The organism is Methylovirgula sp. 4M-Z18, from assembly GCF_037890675.1.
In the GTDB taxonomy this organism is placed as follows: domain Bacteria; phylum Pseudomonadota; class Alphaproteobacteria; order Rhizobiales; family Beijerinckiaceae; genus 4M-Z18.
In genome coordinates this window covers 1418020-1433422 of the sequence record NZ_CP149574.1, presented here as the reverse complement: position 1 = coordinate 1433422, position 15403 = coordinate 1418020, and the positions used below count along the sequence as shown (strand labels likewise).

15 protein-coding genes are annotated in these 15403 nt (G+C 62.5%); 5 read left to right on the top strand and 10 right to left on the bottom strand.

Going from position 1 to position 15403, the window contains the following annotated elements; genetic code table 11:
- Positions 1-132 precede the first annotated feature (132 nt).
- The 3 genes from ilvC to V9T28_RS06450 all read left to right on the top strand — a co-directional run bounded on the left by ilvC (position 133) and on the right by V9T28_RS06450 (position 3009).
- The gene (ilvC, locus tag V9T28_RS06460) at positions 133-1152 is read left to right on the top strand and encodes a ketol-acid reductoisomerase (protein WP_116402718.1); all 1020 of its coding nucleotides are present in this window, start codon (positions 133-135) and stop codon (positions 1150-1152) included.
- A 144-nt stretch (positions 1153-1296) separates the two neighbouring features.
- The gene (locus tag V9T28_RS06455) at positions 1297-1809 is read left to right on the top strand and encodes a CAP domain-containing protein (protein WP_158554908.1); all 513 of its coding nucleotides are present in this window, start codon (positions 1297-1299) and stop codon (positions 1807-1809) included.
- Between the two features lie 51 nt (positions 1810-1860).
- A complete protein-coding gene (locus tag V9T28_RS06450) occupies positions 1861-3009 on the top strand; it encodes an endonuclease/exonuclease/phosphatase family protein (RefSeq protein ID WP_339071836.1) in 1149 nt (382 codons plus the stop codon).
- On the opposite strand, the gene V9T28_RS06445 is transcribed toward V9T28_RS06450, so the two are convergent.
- From V9T28_RS06445 to V9T28_RS06400, 10 genes are all read right to left on the bottom strand, one after another.
- Positions 2975-3937: an ion channel gene (locus V9T28_RS06445; protein WP_158554909.1), complete on the bottom strand. Its 963-nt coding sequence runs from the start codon at positions 3935-3937 to the stop codon at positions 2975-2977. The genes V9T28_RS06450 and V9T28_RS06445 overlap by 35 nt on opposite strands.
- A gap of 133 nt (positions 3938-4070) precedes the next feature.
- Positions 4071-5780: a potassium-transporting ATPase subunit KdpA gene (kdpA, locus tag V9T28_RS06440; RefSeq protein ID WP_116402722.1), complete on the bottom strand. Its 1710-nt coding sequence runs from the start codon at positions 5778-5780 to the stop codon at positions 4071-4073.
- A gap of 182 nt (positions 5781-5962) precedes the next feature.
- Positions 5963-6892 carry an ion channel gene (locus V9T28_RS06435; protein WP_116402723.1) on the bottom strand — a complete coding sequence of 310 codons (930 nt, stop codon included), beginning with the start codon at positions 6890-6892 and terminating at the stop codon, positions 5963-5965.
- A gap of 229 nt (positions 6893-7121) precedes the next feature.
- Entirely contained in the window at positions 7122-8603 is a 1482-nt protein-coding gene (locus V9T28_RS06430; RefSeq protein ID WP_116402736.1) for a Do family serine endopeptidase, read from the bottom strand.
- Between the two features lie 76 nt (positions 8604-8679).
- Positions 8680-9567, bottom strand: coding sequence for a protease modulator HflC (gene hflC, locus V9T28_RS06425; RefSeq protein ID WP_116402724.1), 888 nt, complete (start codon positions 9565-9567; stop codon positions 8680-8682).
- On the bottom strand, positions 9564-10676 hold the full coding sequence (hflK, locus tag V9T28_RS06420; protein ID WP_116402725.1) for an FtsH protease activity modulator HflK: 1113 nt from the start codon (positions 10674-10676) through the stop codon (positions 9564-9566). Before hflK ends, hflC begins: the two co-directional genes overlap by 4 nt.
- 107 nt (positions 10677-10783) lie before the next feature.
- Complete coding sequence (locus V9T28_RS06415; RefSeq protein WP_116402726.1) at positions 10784-11293, bottom strand: dihydrofolate reductase; 510 nt, start codon at positions 11291-11293, stop codon at positions 10784-10786.
- On the bottom strand, positions 11290-12084 hold the full coding sequence (locus V9T28_RS06410) for a thymidylate synthase (RefSeq protein WP_116402727.1): 795 nt from the start codon (positions 12082-12084) through the stop codon (positions 11290-11292). Before V9T28_RS06410 ends, V9T28_RS06415 begins: the two co-directional genes overlap by 4 nt.
- Before the next feature lie 14 nt (positions 12085-12098).
- The gene (locus tag V9T28_RS06405) at positions 12099-12365 is read right to left on the bottom strand and encodes a DUF2093 domain-containing protein (RefSeq protein WP_116402728.1); all 267 of its coding nucleotides are present in this window, start codon (positions 12363-12365) and stop codon (positions 12099-12101) included.
- Positions 12366-12446: 81 nt separating this feature from the next.
- Positions 12447-12878 (bottom strand): nucleoside deaminase, encoded by a 432-nt coding sequence (locus V9T28_RS06400; protein WP_116402737.1) that lies wholly within the window; start codon positions 12876-12878, stop codon positions 12447-12449.
- A gap of 88 nt (positions 12879-12966) precedes the next feature.
- Here V9T28_RS06400 and V9T28_RS06395 point away from each other — a divergent pair, with 88 nt between their 5' ends.
- A complete protein-coding gene (locus V9T28_RS06395) occupies positions 12967-14712 on the top strand; it encodes a pseudouridine synthase (RefSeq protein WP_245424251.1) in 1746 nt (581 codons plus the stop codon).
- 31 nt (positions 14713-14743) lie between these two features.
- Entirely contained in the window at positions 14744-15307 is a 564-nt protein-coding gene (rsmD, locus tag V9T28_RS06390; RefSeq protein ID WP_116402729.1) for a 16S rRNA (guanine(966)-N(2))-methyltransferase RsmD, read from the top strand.
- Positions 15308-15403 lie beyond the last annotated feature (96 nt).

The following is a 15403-nucleotide window of genomic DNA, read 5'->3' as shown; positions in this document are numbered from 1 at the left end:
GCGCATGGCAGATGCGCTCCGGTTTCACGCCGGAAAGCGCCCATTCCTTGAGGCCGCGGGCTTGTCCCAACCCGCGAACCCCACTACAAGCACCCGGGATTTTGACCAAGGGCCCCGCCCAGGAGAGAAGAAATGCGTGTTTATTACGATCGTGATGCCGACCTGAACCTGATCAAGGGGAAGAAAGTCGCCGTGGTGGGCTATGGCTCCCAGGGCCACGCCCATGTGCTGAACATGCGCGATTCCGGCGTCAAGGACGTGGTCGTAGCCCTGCGCGCAGGCTCTCCCACCGTCAAGAAGGCGGAAGGCGAAGGTCTCAAGGTGATGAGCGTCGCGGACGCCGCCAAATGGGCCGATGTGGTGATGATGCTTACCCCCGACGAATTGCAGGCCGACATCTACAATGCGGAACTCGCCCCCAACATGAAGACGGGCGCTGCGCTCCTCTTCGCGCATGGCCTCAACGTGCATTTCAACCTGATCGAACCGCGCAAGGACATCGACGTGCTGATGGTCGCCCCGAAAGGCCCCGGCCACACGGTGCGCGGCGAATACCTCAAAGGTGGCGGCGTGCCCTGCCTGATCGCGATCCACCAGGACGCGTCCGGCAATGCCCATGACATCGGCCTCTCCTATGCCTCGGCCATCGGTGGCGGCCGCGCCGGCATCATCGAGACGAGCTTCAAGGAAGAATGCGAAACCGACCTCTTCGGTGAGCAGGTCGTGCTGTGCGGCGGCCTCGTCGAGCTCATCCGCGCCGGCTTCGAGACGCTGGTGGAAGGCGGTTACGCGCCGGAAATGGCCTATTTCGAGTGCTTGCACGAAGTGAAGCTGATCGTCGACCTGATCTATGAAGGCGGCATCGCCAACATGAACTACTCGATCTCCAACACCGCCGAATACGGCGAATATGTCACCGGCCCGCGCATCGTCACGCCCGAAACCAAGGCCGAGATGAAGCGCGTTCTGACCGACATCCAATCGGGCAAGTTCACCCGCGACTGGATGCTGGAAAACAAGGTCAACCAGACCTCGTTCAAGGCCACCCGCGCCCGCAACAACGCCCACCAGATCGAAGCGGTCGGCGAAAAGCTGCGCGCCATGATGCCCTGGATCTCGAAGGGCAAGCTCGTGGACAAGGCACGGAATTAAGCTTCGCTTAAGGTTAAAGGTGTTATCCGGCGTTGTCGTGAAGGCAGCGCCGGATTTTGTTTGATGTGGCGGCAATCATCGTATCGGGAGTCGCTAGCCGGACGCGTGGCCACGCTTAGGGTGGTACCGAAAGGAGATGCCTCAATGAAACCCAAACACGCGGCAATCCTTGCAATCGGCCTCGCCCTTGCCGCTTGCAGCGGCCCCACAACCCGCACCCACAGACTCACCCCACAAGCGATCGCCGCGGTTGAGCGGGTGCAACTGAGTCCCGCCGAAGCCACCGCAATGCTGAACGCCTATCGCGCCAGCCACAACCTGCCTCCTGTTCGGCTCGACCCGGCGCTCAGTGCCATGGCCCAGCGCCAGGCCAATGCGATGGTGCAGGCAAACGACATGTCGCACAATGTGGACGGCAGCTTTTCCGGACGCATCATGGGCGCGGGCATCGACACGACCCGCGCCGCCGAGAATATCGGCGGCGGCTATTATTCGCTGCAAGAAGCCATGGCCGGCTGGCGGGCATCGTCCGAACACAATGCCAATCTCCTGCTGCCACAAGCCACCCGCTTTGGCATCGCCATCGCGAAAGATCCGCAGACGGATTTGCGTGTCTATTGGGCGATGGAAGTGGCGGCCGAGCCGGAGCAGCGGTAAGCGGTCAGGCTGCGAGGCGCGTCCCCTGCGCTCTGGCGAAGACCCGCATGATTGAGTACGCTGCCGGTCGTTCCTTTAAGCCGTCTGCTCCCCATGCCCATCCGCATCGCTACATTCAACGTCGAAAATCTGTTCTCGCGGTTCGATTTTTCCGGCCGCTCCATGCGCATCCGCCGGCTGCTCGGCAATTTCGCCTTCGACGACGAGCGCGAGTATGAGGCGGCGCGCAAGGCGTTCGATGCGGTCGCGTCCGACGATATTCGGCAGCTCACTGCGCTCGCGCTCGCTGAAACGCGGGCCGATGTCGTTTGCCTGCAGGAGGTCGACAACGAGGACGCGCTCAATGTCTTCAACGACAGCTATCTGAAACCGGTCATTCGGCAACAATTCGCGCAAGCCGCCAAGGGCCTGAGCCAAGACGAGCGCCAGGCCCTGGCGCAGCAATTCTATTACGATTATCGCCATGTGCTGCCGGGCAATGACACGCGCGGCATCGATGTGGCGGTCATGGCGCGGCGGGAGGTCAGCCTGCGCTCGCACACGACGCTCACTTACGACTATTTGAAGGACTTATCCCTCGACTGGGCCGCGCTGGAGGCGATCGGCGAACCGCGGACGAAGACAATCTTCCGCCGCGACTGCCTTGAGGTCGATCTCGACGTTGGCGGCGCACCGATCACCCTCTACATCTGCCATTTCAAGTCGATGCAGCCGCTCTCGACGCATGGCGACGCGCGCAAGGAAACCGCACCGATCCGCTTCGCCGAAGCGAGCGCGGTGCGGCGCATCATCGAGCGGCGCTTCGGCGCCCATGCGGCGGGCGCCAATTGGGCGATCTGCGGCGATTTCAACGATTATTACCAGATCGACGGCGTGCCCGATGCCGGCACCTCCTTGGCGCCGCTGCTGCAGGACAGCTTCGCCGTCAATGTGATGGAACGGCGCCCAGTCGACGACCGCTGGACCCATTACCATTCCGGCTCGGATCAGCACGCACAGCTCGATTATATCTTGCTCTCACCGCGCCTTGCCGCCGCCAACCCGGATGTCGTGCCCGAGGTGATTCGCAAGGGCCAGCCCTACCGCGTGCCGCGGCTCGAAAACATGCCGCGCTACCCGCGCATCGGCTGGGACCGGCCGAAAGCTTCGGACCACTGTCCCGTCGTCATTCAGATTGAGGTTCCAGCTCCTCGGGCTTGACCTCGATCGCTTCGACAAGGACTGCCTCGCCAGCGGCTTCGATCACCGCCGCAATCGGCTCGACATCGTGGAACTTAGCCATGTCGATATGGATCACGCCATTGGGCTTGCGGCGGATGATATCGACATAGCGGTGCTCCCAGCGCACATCGTCATAAGAATATCGCTCGCGCGCGTTCACGATCGAGCCGTAACTTTCGTCGAGGCCTTGCGCCGTGATGATGAAATCGGCTCGCATCGCTTCGAGATCCTCCGGCCGGACGCCGTAAAGCAGACTCGTCTCGTCGATCGTGTGGAACAGCGCCCAGCTCAGCGCGAAGGTCGGATTCTCGCTGCGCTGCAACCTCAACTCGTAGAAGCGGCGGTAGGTGACCCCCTCGGCCGACACTTCATCGCGCAAATACCACAACCGCGCCGACGCATTGGTCAAGACATTGTGCCGCGCATTGGCGAGGCGCACGCTGAACGTGCGCACGCCGTCGTGCATGCTGATCGTCGGGCTCCTGGCGAAAATGAACCGCGCCTTGGGCCGCGAGAAGCGGGCAAAAATCAGCCCCGTCATCACGGCCGCGTAAACAAGACCGCAGAACATTTCGGTCGAGGCGACCACATGGCCGTAATGGGTCTGCGGGTACATATAGCCGTAGCCGACGGTCGATAGCGTTTCGACGCTGAAATAGAACAGGTAGAATGGGTGTTCGGGCGGCAGGTTGGCGATGCAACCCGGCACGAGCGCGAACAGCAGCGCGAAAATGAGGTTAAGGGCCAGGAACACGACGACGGCGCCGGCCATGAAGACCGGCCAGGTCTTGGTCATGGCATTGTGATAGAAATCGCCCCATATCGGCGCGTCGAGGCCGGTGGAAACGACTTGCCGGCCGCCAAAGCTCAATCTCCGGACATGCGGCTTGTGGTAGTGAACTTTCATTGGCCCTGACGAATTGCGCGGAAAAGGAACCATGCCGATAATGCGGCAAACGAAGTTCCTATTCAATTAGCGATCAATGCGCCAAGGACAATACCACGGCCGGCGCGCCGCGCACAAATCGTGGCGTCGCCGGCTAGAACAACTTGCCCTGCACATAGAGGAAATGTTCGGCGAGCGGCCCGAGTGCCAGGGCGGGCAGATATTGCAGCAGCGTGATGATGATCACGACCGCCAGCAGGAACAGCGTGAAGAGGCCCCCATCGGTCGGCAGCATCCCGGCCGACGGCGCCGTGCGCTTTTTCTTGGCGAGCGCACCGGCAATCGCCAGAATCGGGATCACATGGGCGAAGCGGCCGAGGAACATGGCGATCCCCGTCGTCAGATTGTACCAGGGCGTATTGGCGTTGAGGCCGGCGAAGGCCGAGCCATTGTCCGATACGCTCGAGGCATAGGCATAAAGGACCTCGCTCAAGCCGTGCGGCCCACCGGCGCCGAGACTGTCGCGCGCCGATTGCAGCAGGACCGACGCGCCGGCGAGGCCAAGCAGCAGCAGCGGCGAGATCATCAGTGCCAGAATCGCCAGTTGCATTTCCCGCGCGGCGATCTTCTTGCCCAGATATTCCGGCGTGCGGCCGACCATAAGCCCGCCGAGAAAAGCGGTAAGCAACGCTAGCACCAGCAAACTGTAGAGCCCCGTCCCCACCCCGCCCGGCGCGATGCAGCCGAACAGCAGGTTGGACATCGCGGCAAAACCACCGAGCGGCGTCATGGATTCGAGCACGGCATTCGAGGCGCCGGTACCCGTCCCCGTGGTCGCGGCGGCAAAGAGTGCGGCCCCCGCCTGGCCAAAGCGCAAATCCTTGCCTTCCAGATTGCCCAGGGTTGGATCGACTCCCAGCGCCGTGAGGGCCGGATTGCCCTGGGTTTCCGCCCAGTAGAAAACCAGCAGGCCGACGCAGAAGATCGCCCCCATGGTGAGCAGCAGCACGCGCGCCTGCCGCAGACTGCCGACCATACGGCCAAAGGCGAAGACCAGGGCGACGGGCAGGACCAGTTGGCACCAATTCTGGACGATATTGGACCAAACGCTCGGATTCTCGAATGGATGAGCCGAGTTGGCATTGAAAAAGCCGCCGCCATTGTCGCCAATCAGCTTGATCGCCTCTTGGCTCGCCACCGGCCCGAGCGCGATCACCTGAGAGCCGCCTTCGAGCGTCGTCGCGGTGACCGACGTGGTCAGGGTCTGCGGCACACCGAGGAAGACAAAAAGCAGCGCGAGGATGATGGAAACCGGCAAGAGAATATAGAGCGTGACCCGTGTGACATCGGCCCAGAAATTGCCGACCGTTTGCGATTCATGGCCAGAAAAGCCGCGGATCAGGGCCGCGGCCATCCCGGTCGCCGCGGCGGAATCGAGGAAATTGTGGGTGGTGAGACCGACCATTTGCGTGAAGGGGCTGAGCGTCGTCTCGCCCGCATAGGCCTGCCAATTGGTGTTGGTAATGAAACTGACGGCGATGTTGAAAGCGAGGTCCGGCGGCACGCCGGGGAAACCTTGGGGGTTGAGCGGCAGGAACGCCTGACATCGCAGCACCGCATAAAGGCTGAACAGACAGGCGGCGCAAAAGGCCAACATCGCCACCGCATACTCGAGCCATCCCTGCCCGGCCTCGGGGTCGATACCAGCTAGGCGATAGAAGCCTCGCTCGACCGACCGCAGCGCTGGCGCCACGACATGTCGTCGGCCCTCCAGCACTTCGGCCATGAAAAGTCCCAGCGGATAAGCCGCGAGCACAACCAGCGCCAAGGTTACGCCGATCTCGAGGAAACCATAAAGTGTCAATGCAAATGTCCTCGCAAAATCCCGCGTCCAAATGATTTCGCAGGTCTGGTGCTTGCCGGGCTCATTGGTTCATGCGCGGCATTATCAGCGCGCCGGCATAAGCATTCGAGACGGAAAGCGCCGTAGGGGCATAAGGAAAGCGTTAAGGCGAAGGACGGGCTTAGAAAGGGATTGTGCGCAAATTATTGGGCCGTGCCGAGCAATGGCTCGATATCGTGAAAGCGCGCCATGTCGACGTGGAAGACGTCTTCCGCCTTCCGCGAGATGATATCGACATAGCGATGGTTCCACCGCACGATGTCGTGATCGTAGTGGGCCTGGGCATGCACCGGCGCGCCGTAATTTTCGTCGAGCCCCTCGGCGGAAATGCGGAACTCGCCGTCTTCCGCCGCCATCGACTCCGGGGTCGCGCCATAGAGCAGGCTCGTCTCGTCAATGGTATGAAAAACCGACCAGGTCAGCGCGAATGTCGGATTTTCAGCGCGCTGCAATTTGAGTTCGTGATAACGATAAAACGTGGTGCCCTCGGCGGTGACGCCGCTGCGTCCATACCATAGGCGCGCCGACGCATCGGTCACGATGCTCGTGCGCGCATTGGCGAGGCGCACGGTGAATGTCTGTTGGCCGTCGACCGTGCCGATCACCGGCTGATGCGCAAAGATGATCTGGGCTTTCGGCCGCGAGAAGCGCGCAAAAATCAGCCCCGTCATCGCGGCCGCATAGGCAAGGCCGCAAAACATTTCGGCCGATGCAACGATATGACCATAGTGCGTCTGCGGATACATGTAGCCGTAGCCGACGGTCGAAAGCGTCTCAACGCTGAAATAGAACAGATAGAATGGGTGTTCGGGCGGCAGATTGGCGATTGCATCCTTGCCCAAGGCGTAGAGCACGGCAAAAACGCCATTCATGAGCAGAAAGACGGCGACCGCACCGGCAATGAACGCCGGCCAGCGGACCGTTATGCTCATGTAATAAAAATCGCTCCACCCAAGCGCCGCCGCCCCGGTCGTGACGAACTGCGTCTGGTCAATCTCGAAACGGCGGGTGCGCGTCCGGCGTTCGTGCCGCTTCGTCGCGGTCCGAGCGATTAATGCTGCCAGCAGGTGCATGCCGCGACCGATATGAATGCCACAATGTCACCCCGGGCCTGGCCCGGGATGTGAGCCCCGCGCGGTGGCCGATTCGTTATTCTCATTGTGCCCCGGCTCCTCGCGCGCGCGAACGGCCTCCAGCGGCGGCGCGTCCCAGGGCCCGCCCAGGACGACAATCGCCGATGTCACATGCATCCAAAATAAAGGCCGTTGGCATCGAAAAACGCAAGAGGAGAATGCAATCGCATCACTCGATCGCCAACGCGATGAAGCGCACGTCGCCGCGGCTGTCGATCACGCGCAAGAGCGCCGTCTTCTTCCCCGATTTTTTCAAATCGGCGATGGCATTGGCCACATCGGTCGGCGTCTTCACCTCGGTCTGATTGACTTCGTCCACCAGCATGCCCGCTTGCAGCCCCTTCTCGGCGGCCGGCGAATCCTGATTGACGTTGGTGATCAGCACGCCCTTTGCATCGTCCTTGATCTGATATTTCTGCCGCTGATCGTCGGTGAGAAGGCCAAACTCCAATCCAAGGATCTTTTTGACGCTGGTGTCCGATTTCGCATCCGGTTTGCCGGACGTGGTGTTGGACGCAACTTTCACATCGCTGTCCTCAAGGCGGCCGAGCGTGACTTTCTTCGTCAGCTCCTGGCCCTTGCGGATCACGACGATCTCGACTTCCTTGCCGACCGGCGTAGCGGCCACAATCTTCGGCAGATCGTGCGAGTCCTTCACGTCCTTGCCGTCGAATTTCACGATCACATCGCCCGGTTCGAGCCCGGCGGGCTTGGCCGGGCCCTTGTCATCGACCCCCGCGATGAGGGCGCCATGCGCGCCGCTCAGGCTCAGGCTTTCGGCGATCGCATCATCGACATTCTGAATCTTCACGCCAAGCCAGCCGCGCCGCGTCTCGCCGAATTTTTGGAGCTGATCGATCACAGGCATGACCGTATTGGCCGGGGTCGCGAAGCCGATGCCGACCGAGCCGCCCGTCGGCGACAGAATGGCGGTATTGATGCCGATCACCTCGCCATTCATGTTAAACAGCGGACCGCCGGAATTGCCCTTGTTGATCGCCGCGTCGGTCTGGATGTAATTGTCGTAAGGACCGCTATCGATATTGCGGTTGCGGGCCGACACGATACCCGCCGTGACTGTGCCGCCGAGACCGAACGGATTGCCGACCGCCATCACCCAGTCGCCGACCCGCGCCTTGTCGCTGTCGCCGAACTTCACCGCCTTCAAGGGTTTCTCCGGCTTCACGCGCAGGACCGCGACGTCGACCTTCTCGTCCTTGCCGACAATGTCGGCCTTCAGTTTCGAGCCGTCGGTGAAGATGACGGTGATGTCGTTGGCGCCTTCGATGACGTGGTTGTTGGTGATGATGATGCCGGCGGAATCGATGACGAAGCCGGAGCCGAGCGACGTCCCGTGATGGCCGTGCGGCGTGCCTTCATCGGGCTTGCCGCCGCGGTTCTGGTTCTTGAAGAACTGATCGAACAGATCGTTGAACGGCGAGTCCGGTCCGGCGTCGGGCGTGTCGCCTTCGGCCACTTTCGGCTCGGACTTTTGCGTCGCGGAAATATTGACCACGGCATCGACCACGCTGTCCGCCAGATCGGCGAGAGAATCGGGGCCGCGCGCCAGGACCGGTGCCGGCGCAAGGACAACGGCAGGCAAGGCCACCGAGCTCAGCACCAGGGCCAGTGCGGCAATACGAGGTGTCATGCGACCCATAAATTCATCTCCAGGTGTCCATCGTCCGATGTATAAACTAATTTAAACTAGGGCAAAATCGCGGCGCTCACTTTGCAGCCTGGCCTTCGGGATTGCTGAAAAAGCGGAAGAAGTCCAACTTCGGGCTCAGCACCATTTTCGTCCCCGGCTTCAGCGCCGCATCATAGGCGCGCATCGATCGGTAGAACGCGGCGAATTCCGGATCCTTGCCGAACGCGTCGGCGAAGATCTGGATGCGCTCGGCTTCGCCCGCGCCGCGCGTTTCATCGGCCTGGCGCTGCGCATTGGCCTTGATCACGACCACGTCACGATCGGCTTTCGCGCGGATGGTCAAGGATTGCTGCGAACCTTCCGCGAGCTTCTCGGCCGTTTCACGCTGGCGCTCGGAGCGCATGCGCGCGAACACGCCCTCGGAGATTTCGCGCGGCAGGTCGGCGCGACGGATGCGCACATCCTCGATCGTCATGCCGTAGCGGGCGGCCTGATCGTTCACCTGATCGCGAATGCGCAGCATCAACGCAGCCCGCTCCTCGCGCACGATCTGCGGCAGGTTGGCCTCGCCGAGCACCCGGCGCAGCGAGGACGAGAGCAGCGACGACAATTGGCTGCCCGCGTTGCCGACCGTCCCCAGCGTCTGGAAGAACTTCAGCGGGTCGGTGATGCGGTAGCGCACGAAGGCGTCGACCTCGAGGCGCTGATTGTCCGCCGCGGTGACTTCCTGTTGCGGCACTTCGAGATCGAGAATGCGCTTGTCGATATAGATGACATTTTCGATGAAGGGCCATTTGACATGGAGGCCCGGTTCGGTGATCAGGCCCCGCCCGGCGACGGGCTCGCCGAACCGCATGACGAGCGCCTGCTGCGTCTGGCCGACCGTGAACAGCAAAGTGATCGCCAGCACGCCGAACACGGCCAAAATCAGCAGAAGCGCAAAACCCGAAAAGCCGCTTCTCATTTGGCTTCTCCTTGCGACTGCCCCGGGCCGGTCAGCGGCAACAACGGCAGGAGATTCGTCCCCTGGCCCGGGTCGAGAATGATCTTGTCCGCGCCGCCCAACACGCGTTCCATCGTTTCGAGATAAAGCCGTTCGCGCGTCACGACCGGCGATTTCTTATATTGCGCATAGACCTGGTCGAATTGCGCCGTCTGGCCTTTCGCTTCCGCAATCGTCTGATCGCGGTAGCCTTCCGCCTGCTGGATGATCGCCGCCGCCTGCCCTTGCGCTTCCAGCACCACACGGTTGGCGTAGGCCTCCGCTTCGTTGCTCAGGCGCTGCTTTTCCTGGTCGGCAGCCGTCACCGCCTTGAAGGCGTCGATCACCGAAGGCGGCGGATCGACCGACAAAAGCTGCACCTGCCGAATAAGCACCCCTGCCTGGTAGCTGTTCAAAACCCGTTCCATCAAGTCCCTGGTCGAGAGTTCGACATTCGTGCGCTCGGCCGTCAGGATCCGTTGAATCTGCGACCGCCCGACCACTTCCCGCATCGCGCTTTCGGCAACGGCTTTCACCGTCTCGTCGGGATTGCGGATGTTGAAGGCATAGTCGTCCGGATGGGCCGGATCGATCTGCCAAATGACGCGGAATTTGACGTCGGCAATATTTTCATCGCCCGTCAGCATCAGACTTTCTTCCGGCACGTCGGTGGGGAAAGCCGTGCCGCTGCGCCGGCCATCGTCATGGGAGACGAAGCCGACATCGGTGGCGTTCTGATCGAGCACCTTCAGCGTGACGACCGATCCCGCCGGATAGGGGAAATTATAATTGAGGCCCGGCCCGGCCTTGCCGACATAGCGGCCAAAAACCTGATTGAGCGCGACCTCGTTGCTCTGCACGGTATAGAAACCGGTGAGGAGCCAAATCGCGATGCCGACGAGCAAGAAGATGCCGACGGTGAACCCGTTGAACCCGCCGTGCTTGAAGACATTTTTCAACCGATCCTGGCCGCCGCGCAGGATGCGCTCGACCTCGGCCGGCGGTCCGCCGCCCGACCCCTGCCCCCACGGGCCCGGCCCCGAGTGCCACGGCCCGCCATTGTTCCCGCCGTTCTGATTGCCCCAGGGCATCGATGCTCCCACAACACGCTTCAACTGCTGATGCTATATAGGGATTGGTGCATCCGACCGCAAATGGAAGCGGGCTTTGTCCCGCGTTGCGGGAAAGGGAGAGCCCCTCACCGCCGCTCGTAATCGACGAAACAAAAGGCCGCTTCGTCCTCCGGCCCGGCCGGATGGGGCTCACGCCGGATCTCGCGCCATTGCGCCGGATCGATCTTGGGGAAATGCGCGTCGCCCTGCGGCGCAAGATCCACTTCCGTCACGCGCAAACGGTCGGCGCGGCCGATCAGTTGCGCGTAAAGCTCGCCGCCGCCAGCGATGATGATTTCATCCGCGCCCAACGCGCGCGCCTCCTGCGCCGCGAGTTCAAGCGCCGCATCGACGTCATGGGCAACCAGTACGCCGTCGTAAGCAAAAGCCTGATCGCGCGTCACCACGATGGTTTTGCGGCCCGGCAATGGCTTGCCGATCGAATGAAACGTCTTACGCCCCATCACCATCGGCTTACCCATGGTCACGGTCTTAAAATAGCGCAAATCGGATTTGAGGCGCCATAACAATTGGTTATTGCCGCCGATCACGCCGTTGTGCGCGACGGCAACGACGAGGGTGATTCTGACGCTCACACCGCCACGGGCGCCTTGATCGCCGGATGGGGATCGTAATCGTGAATCGTGATGTCGTCGTAGGTGAAGTCGAACAGCGACTTGACCTCGGGATTGAGCGCCAGCCGCGGCAACGGGCGCGGCGTTCGGGTGAGTTGCAGCCGCGCCTGTTCGAAATGGTTGGAATAGATATGCGCGTCCCCCAGCGTATGGATGAACTCGCCGACCTCCAGGCCGCACACTTGCGCCATCATATGGGTGAGCAGCGCATAGGACGCGATGTTGAACGGCACGCCGAGCACGATGTCGGCCGAGCGCTGATAAAGCTGGCACGACAATTTGCCGTCTGCCACGTAGAACTGGAACAGGCAATGGCACGGCGCGAGCTTCATCTTCGCAATGTCGGCGACGTTCCAGGCTGAGACGATGAGGCGGCGGGAATCCGGCGCGCGCTTGATGTCGGCGAGGACTTGGCGGATCTGATCATAGGTCTGGCCGTCGGCCCCAGCCCACGACCGCCATTGGTGGCCATAGACGGGCCCGAGGTTGCCATTGGCGTCGGCCCACTCGTCCCAGATGCTCACCCCATGCGCCTTCAGATAGGCGATGTTGGTGTCACCGGCCAAGAACCACAAAAGCTCGTGGACGATCGATTTCAGATGCAATTTCTTGGTCGTGACCAGCGGAAAGCCCTGTCCAAGATCAAAGCGCATCTGGTAGCCGAACACGGATCGCGTACCCGTGCCGGTCCGGTCGGTCTTGACCGCGCCGTGGTCGAGGACGTGCTGCAAAAGATCGAGATAGGCGCGCATCGGGACGCGGCTCCTTATTCCTGGGCCCCCTTGTTTACAGCGATTCGCTCCGCCGCGCCCTCGCTTTGCACGGCTCTCCCCAGCCGTTGCAAAACCGCCTCGGGACTGGCATAGGCCTCCTGCCGGTCGACGCTCCAATAGCGCAGCGATTCCAGTGGGATATGTTCGCCGGTCACGCCGCAGCAAACGAATTTTCCGGGCCGGATCACACGGAAATCGCCATCGAGATACTGCACTTCGGCCTCGCCCGGCATCGGCGGGCGGCGTTCAAAACGGTTCATAGGGAGCTCTTCGGGTAAAAGTCTTGACCAAGAAATAGTGATGTTGGCGACAAAGAACAACAAAAAGCGAAACGGTGGCCGTCACCGCCGCTCCTTGAAGAACTCCCGCAACAACTCGGCCGCCTCGCTCTCGCGCAAGCCCCCTATCACCTCCTCAGGCTGATGATGGCAGGTCGCCTGCGCAAAAAACCTCGGCCCATGCTCCACCGCCCCGCCCTTCGGGTCGGCGGCGGCGAAATAGAGACGGCGGATCCGGGCGAAGGAAATGGCGGCGGCGCACATGGCGCAGGGCTCGAGGGTCACATAGAGGTCGCAGCCGATCAGCCGCTCCGAACCGAGCACGTGCGCCGCCTCGCGGATGGCGAGCATTTCCGCATGGGCGGTCGGGTCGCGGTCGAGCAGGGTGCGGTTGCCGGCGCGCGCCAGCACGTCGCCGTTCCGCACGATGACCGCGCCGACCGGCACCTCGCCACGCGCGGCGGCGGCACGGGCTTCCTCGAAGGCAATTCCCATCGGGTCGCGCGCGCTCAACCAACAAATCCCGTCAAATTCGGCATGAAAGCGGTTTCCTCTTGACCGTGAAATGCTCTATCAGGGCAGGATGAGCGACTCCAATCATTCCAAAACCCGCGGCCCCCGTAAACCGGGCGGCGGCGCATCGCGCGGCACCCGTCCTCCGCGTGCTTTCACCGCCAAGGGCGACGACAAAAAATCCTTCCGCAAGCGCGGCGAAGGTGACATGCCCACCTATGGCAAGGGCGGCGGCAAGACGGGCCCGAAGCGCAAAGAGCGCGCCACCGAGGGTGAGCGTCCCGGAAGATCCTTTGCGAAACGCGACGGCGAGCGCAGCTTCGACGCAAAACGTCCACCCGGCAAAAGAGGCGAGTATGTCGCCAAGCGCGAGCGCGCCGCCGAAGGTGAGCGCCCGGCAAGGTCCTTTGCGAAACGCGACGGCGAACGCAGCTTCGACGCAAAGCGTCCACCCAGCAAAAGAGGCGATTATATCGCCAAGTCCGAGCGCACGGCCGAAGGCGAGCGCCCGGCAAAGTCCTTAGCAAAACGCGACGGCGAGCGCAGCTTTGGCGCGAAACGCGCCCCCAGCAAGAGAAGCGATTACATCGCCAAGCACGAGCGCGCCGACAAGCCGCGCCGCGACTATGCGGCACGCAAGGCCCAGCAGCAGCCCCGCACCTTTGCGCGTGAAGAGGGCGAGGAGCGCATCGCCAAAGTAATGGCGCGCGCCGGCGTGGCGTCGCGCCGCGATGCTGAGAGCTGGATCGCGGAAGGCCGCGTGAGCATCAATGGCGTGACGCTGACGAGTCCCGCCGTGAACGTGAAGCCGGAAGACAAGATTGTGGTCGACGGCAAGCCGATCGCCACGCGCATGCGCACCCGCCTCTTCCTGTTCCACAAGCCGCGCGGCACGGTGACGACGGCAAGAGACCCGGAAGGCCGGCCGACTATTTTCGACGCGCTGCCGAAAGACCTGCCGCGTCTCGTGACCGTGGGGCGCCTCGACATCAACACCGAGGGCCTCCTGCTGCTGACCAACGACGGCGGCCTCAAGCGCGTGCTCGAACTTCCGGAAACCGGCTGGCTGCGCCGCTACCGCGTCCGCGCCAATGGTGAAACCGATCAGGCTCAGCTCGACAAATTGAGCGAAGGCGTGACGATCGACGGCATTCATTATGCCGGGATCGAAGCGCGCATGGACCGCCAGCAGGGCCACAATGTGTGGCTGACGATGGGCCTGCGCGAAGGCAAGAACCGTGAAATCAAACGCGTGTTGGAGCATCTCGGACTTTTCGTGAACCGCCTGATCCGCCTGAGCTTCGGCCCGTTCCAACTCGGCGACCTCGCCGAGGGCGCGACGCAAGAAATCAGCACCCGCATCTTGCAGGAGCAATTGGGCGAGGAACTCGCCCAGGAAGCCAAATGCGATTTCGACGGGCCGCTCGAATTGCCCAAGCCGATCGCCGAATTGCGGCCGCAGCGCGAGCCGCCGCCGGAGCGTGGCGGTCGCGAGAGATTTGCCCGCTTTCAGGAAGAAGAGGCGCCTCGGCGCGAGAAACCTGAGCGCGGCAAACGCAAACATATCTCCGTGCTGCGCGCCGAGCGCCGCGCGGAAGGCGCCGCGCCGCGCAAGCGCATGGAGCGGACCGCGACCGAAGATCGCCATGGCCGCGAAGTGAAGGTCGAGCGTGTCATGCTGGCGCAAGCACCCAAACGCAGCCAAGGCGGCCGCAATGCGGAGCGTTTCGCACAGGAGCGCGGCGCACGGAATAAGAGCGCACCCAAACGCGGCGGCAAACCGGGCGGCGGGAAGAGACCGCCGCCGAAGAAGTAACCCGCGTCCCTTCTCCCGGAGTCCTTAAAACATGCGCATTGTCGGCGGCGCGTTCAAAGGCCGCGTGTTGAAAGGTCCATCGGGTCCGGGCCTGCGCCCGACCTCCGACCGGCTGCGCGAGACGATCTTCAACATTCTCGCCCATTCCTATGACGATTGCGTGCGGGACGCGCGCGTCATCGATCTTTTCGCCGGCACCGGGGCGCTCGGGATCGAGGCGCTCTCGCGTGGCGCCAGCTTCGCGCTTTTTGTCGATGACGGCGCCGAAGCCCGTTCGCTCATTCGCGGCCACGTCGAGATGCTCGGCCTCGGCGGCGTCTCGCGCATCTTCCGCCGCGACGCAACCAAACTCGGCGAGGCGCCGCCCGGCGAGCGCTTCGATCTCGCCTTCCTCGATCCACCCTACGGCAAGGGCCTCGGCGAACGCGCTCTGATCGCGCTGCGCGACGGCGAATGGCTGCACGACGAGGCGCTCGCAATCATCGAGGAAGCGAAGGGCGAGATGGCAGAACTCCCAGGCGGCTATGCAGAACTGGAGCGCCGCGACTATGGCGATAGCCAGTTGATTCTCGTACGTCATTTGCCCACCAGATGACGCCTTGCGAAGGGTGAAATTCCCGCGCCGAAATGCTTGACACCGTACCAGCGAGGTTTGAAGGTGTTGACCATCCCACGAAGATGGGGCGCGCAA